The sequence below is a fragment of the Phormidium sp. FACHB-1136 genome (assembly GCF_014697375.1).
Lineage (GTDB): Bacteria > Cyanobacteriota > Cyanobacteriia > Phormidesmidales > Phormidesmidaceae > Nodosilinea.
Window position 1 is genome coordinate 1 of record NZ_JACJRS010000194.1, and the last position, 3,765, is coordinate 3,765.

Below are 3,765 nucleotides of genomic sequence, written 5' to 3' on the forward strand. Positions count from 1 at the left end.
GAAAGGCTTTACATCAGCCAGTTTCGGACATGATGGGTCGATTGACTCAGCTCATGTCCGTTTTTCTTGGCGTCCCGCTACCGGATACAGAACTTCCCACTGTCCAGCTATTAGATTATTAAGAAAAGCAAAATACGGTAAAGCGCACCTTCATTAATGACTTTGTTGCGCAATCATAGGGCTTAGAACACTTGGGTACATCGAAAAATACAGATTCTATTGAGAATAACCACGAGGTTCCAAGGGTTTCAGTCTCTTTAAGTTCGCAATAAAGCAATTAATCGAGGTGCCCTCCCTGCAATTTCGTGGATATTCTCGGGGTATGGCACCGATTCATGTAAAATTTGGCACCATCTCCTGAAGGACTCATGGCTAGGCCGTTTCAGGCTTGAAAGGCTGCCTCTTCCGAAGCCGATTGAGGTATTTTGGTTGAAATTAAGACGTCATCGTGGATCGCCTGCGGCTATCGTTCGAGATCCAGGGGATAGTGCTGTCTGATTGACACAACACCGAAAAGCACTGGTTTCTAGTAGCTTGCCCTAACGAGCCGCGTGAACGGGCCACCCCAGCCCAAAAGTCTGAGATGTTAAGCCAAAAACCTCGTTTCAGCGATCCCATTTCCGCGCCCGGTTCAATCTCACCTGCGATTGTCACACTCCACGGCTATAGTTGAACCTAGGCCAATCTAGTCCAGTCTTAGTCTTCAGACTTTAATGAGTGCTCAGACTCTTTACATATGAATGCTTTCTGATATTTGAATAGCTGCGGTCAAAGCAACCACTCAATCAAAATCAACGAGTTTTCAAGGGTTTTAGCGATTCTTATCACTAGACTCATGCAGCCTTATTTTAGGATACTGGCACATCGCCTGGACTTACACTACAAATTACACAACTTAGCGTTAGAATGAAGTTAGGGGGTCAACATGGCCCAAACCCTAGACAGAGCCAGGGATTCAGCCGATGCCCCGCAAGCCTGACCCAAAATGTGTCGCCTGCGCCCAGCTTTCAGTTGAGGAAGCCCAGCATCGCCATGGCCCTGGAGGCGACAATTGTTGGATTGCGTCACGCTGTCACCGCCGTCGCTCCCACTATCGTCATCGGGGCCAGGTGAATGTGCAGCGGCGAGAGCAATATCGGGCCAGTCAGCACCGGGTCAAGGTGGATGAACTGAAGATTGAAGTGGACTTACCCCCGGCGGCCTATCTCTACCTTTATCGAACCAAACGAGCCGATAGTCCTGTCCACGCTGTAGCCGCATCGGTTTGGCAGGGCGACCAGCCGTTATTGAGGGTGCGACCCATCCACTGCGCGGGAATGACGGGGCGTCGGCTGAAGCAATACCTGGTGCAGGTGCTCGATGAAATCCATCAGCGCTATCCCCAGATTCATCAATTCGAGGCTGAGATTCGCCTAGAGCCTACCGAATGCCCGATTAAGGGGTGTCCTTTGCGGGGATCTGACCCAACCGCTGTGCCTGAACTCGTGGTGACGGCAACATGACGACACCCTCAACCCTAGAGATAGCCTTCGATGCCGCCTTAGTTGATCCAGAAACCACGAACCTAGGTCAGCTTTGGCAGGCGATTGAACCTGTCTTAGTGGGTTTGGATTGGCATGAACAACTGGCGGTCGGGGGTGCGGTGATTGAACGACTGGCGACTCTGCACCAGGCCAAAGCCGAAGCCCTCTTCGAGCAATGGCAAGCCGTCTATGATCCGGAAGATCCGACCCTGGCCCAAGACTGGCTCAGGGGATTGGTGCGTTCCAGTCAGCAGATCGATACCGAGGACATGGTTGCGCCACCAACTCGGCAGCGTATCAAGGCTGAGCGGGTTCACGAGGAAGACTCGGTGGTGGCCACCGTAGACAAAGCCGACATCCTAGCGATGGTGGATGAGATGGAGGCCGCCCAGCAGGCTATCGCTGTGGCCTACGATGAATCCGTGGGCGCTTGGGTGGAGCAGATCCGGGTTTGGTTTGAGGTCAATCCAGAAGCTATCGAGGTTCGCCATCTCCAGGCCCAGCTTGACTGGCCTCTGGTACAGGTTTGGTTAGGACTGCTGCTGGGTGGCTTCCGGCTAGAGCCTGGTGAAGGCAAGTTTTACGTGAGGCCGATTTGGGTTGAGAAAGGCCGTCTTTGAGGCTTGGGTTTTCCCCTTAGAATGGAGGCAGGCGAGGACGGTGGCGTCCACCATCTCCGCAATTACGACTGTTCAGGCTGCACCAAAGCAGGGGGAAGTCACTTTGACGCAAACCATGGACTTGCTGGGAGCCGATTACCGCCGCATTCTGGAGTTCTTGCTTGACCAGGAAGCGGTAGGCAACATTGTGGTGATCACCTCCAACGTGACCGACCTGTGCCTGCACACCAATTCTCTACTATTGCCGAGTCGTGGCCTGCGCCAGCCCGCTGATTGGTGTGGCTACGGGTATCGGCGGAGTTGGCGACGTTCTCTCGATGACTTCGAGCAAACGAATCCAGACTATGACCAGCTCAAGGCGCTGCTGGCGAGGGATGGACAGGTCAACAACTTTGAGTACACGCTGTTTCGGCCCGATGTGGCTGATAATCCTCGGCTTGATGCCACGGTACGTTACCAGACCTCATACTTTCTGTGCCAAGACTACCTTGGTCACGAAGTACGGATTGGGGTGTCGCGCCCCCAGGATTATGAGGTGTTGGATTTGCGTGTAGGTGTTCGGCTAGGACGTTAGCACGGGTCGGCTTTGGTGCAGAGACCAGAGCCTTATGATGGAAACTCATTCTTCAGTACATCGTTCATCTCTCTCAGGGCAGCAGATAACTCACTACTCCTTGTTCACAAACTCCCGGTCGCCCACCAGACACCCTACCTGAGCGTCCGGGAACAAGCGCTCAAAGTGTACTACTACTCAGTCAAGAAATAAATGACGGGTAACTCTTGCGCCAGAATCTTCTAAATCAGTAGCTCTGGCCTTATCTCAGTCGTCAATAAATAATTGACTGAACACTACTCAGTTTTGAAGAAAATTAGTTCAGGCCTAGTCCAAGTGGTGTACTACCTAAATCCCCTGCTGCTTGAGGGATTGATCGGTAAGTTGCCCAAAATCGCAGCTTCGCTAGTCTAAGGCCTGGTTGAGTGGCAGATGGTTAGGCCCTCAATTTTACTGGAGAACCGTTTGGCCAACGGGCTGTTGGCCAATTAGAAAAGGAGCTAATCGCCGGGAGACTCCCTTTCCTCGTACTCTATCTCATCAATAGCGGTGCTTAGTTCTAGCTCAAACTGCTCTACTGTAGGCAGGCTGCTTCGGATATCTGGAGGGAGCTGCCCTTGGGTTTGGAAGGTTGCAACGCCAATCGGCTGCTGGCTCCCTTGGAGTGCATACTCCACGATGGTTTTGTCTTTGCTCCGGCAGAGAATGATGCCGATGGTGGGGGCATCGTCCTCAGTGCGCATGAGATTATCGACCGCAGCAACGTAAAAACTCATCTGGCCCGAATGCTGCGGTTCAAACTCTCCCATTTTTAGATCAAGCACCACATAGCAGTGGAGCCTGACGTGGTAGAAGAGGAGATCAAGTCGGTACTCTTTACCACTTACAACGAGGGGATACTGACTGCCTAGGAAGGCAAAGCCCATGCCTAGTTCGAGGAGGAAGTCACGGATATGGTCTACCAACACTCCGGACAGATTTAGGAGGCTGTGATCCCAGTCTATGCGGCGATAACCCCGTAGTTCAGGAGGGTCTGGTAGTTGGGATGGGATTGAATCAAAGTTGGCTC

Annotated in this window: 4 protein-coding genes; 3 read left to right on the forward strand and 1 reads right to left on the reverse strand. The window is 52.5% G+C overall.

Features of this window, described 5'->3' with window-relative positions:
- Window positions 1–962 precede the first annotated feature (962 nt).
- From H6G62_RS26230 to H6G62_RS26240, 3 genes are all read left to right on the forward strand, one after another.
- Window positions 963–1,502: a hypothetical protein gene (locus H6G62_RS26230; protein WP_190500694.1), complete on the forward strand. Its 540-nt coding sequence runs from the start codon at window positions 963–965 to the stop codon at window positions 1,500–1,502.
- Window positions 1,499–2,143, forward strand: coding sequence for a hypothetical protein (locus H6G62_RS26235; RefSeq protein ID WP_190500697.1), 645 nt, complete (start codon window positions 1,499–1,501; stop codon window positions 2,141–2,143). Before H6G62_RS26230 ends, H6G62_RS26235 begins: the two co-directional genes overlap by 4 nt.
- Window positions 2,144–2,246: 103 nt before the next feature.
- The gene (locus tag H6G62_RS26240; RefSeq protein WP_190500698.1) at window positions 2,247–2,717 is read left to right on the forward strand and encodes a hypothetical protein; all 471 of its coding nucleotides are present in this window, start codon (window positions 2,247–2,249) and stop codon (window positions 2,715–2,717) included.
- A 479-nt stretch (window positions 2,718–3,196) separates the two neighbouring features.
- Here H6G62_RS26240 and H6G62_RS26245 read toward each other — a convergent pair.
- On the reverse strand, window positions 3,197–3,765 hold a 569-nt coding region (locus tag H6G62_RS26245; RefSeq protein WP_190500700.1), incomplete at its 5' end, for a PDDEXK nuclease domain-containing protein.

Excerpts from the sequence above, each read along its gene's own strand:
- H6G62_RS26230 (WP_190500694.1), top strand. The coding sequence starts at position 963 with ATGCCCCGCAAGCCTGACCCAAAATGTGTCGCCTGCGCCCAGCTTTCA.
- H6G62_RS26235 (WP_190500697.1), top strand. The coding sequence starts at position 1,499 with ATGACGACACCCTCAACCCTAGAGATAGCCTTCGATGCCGCCTTAGTT.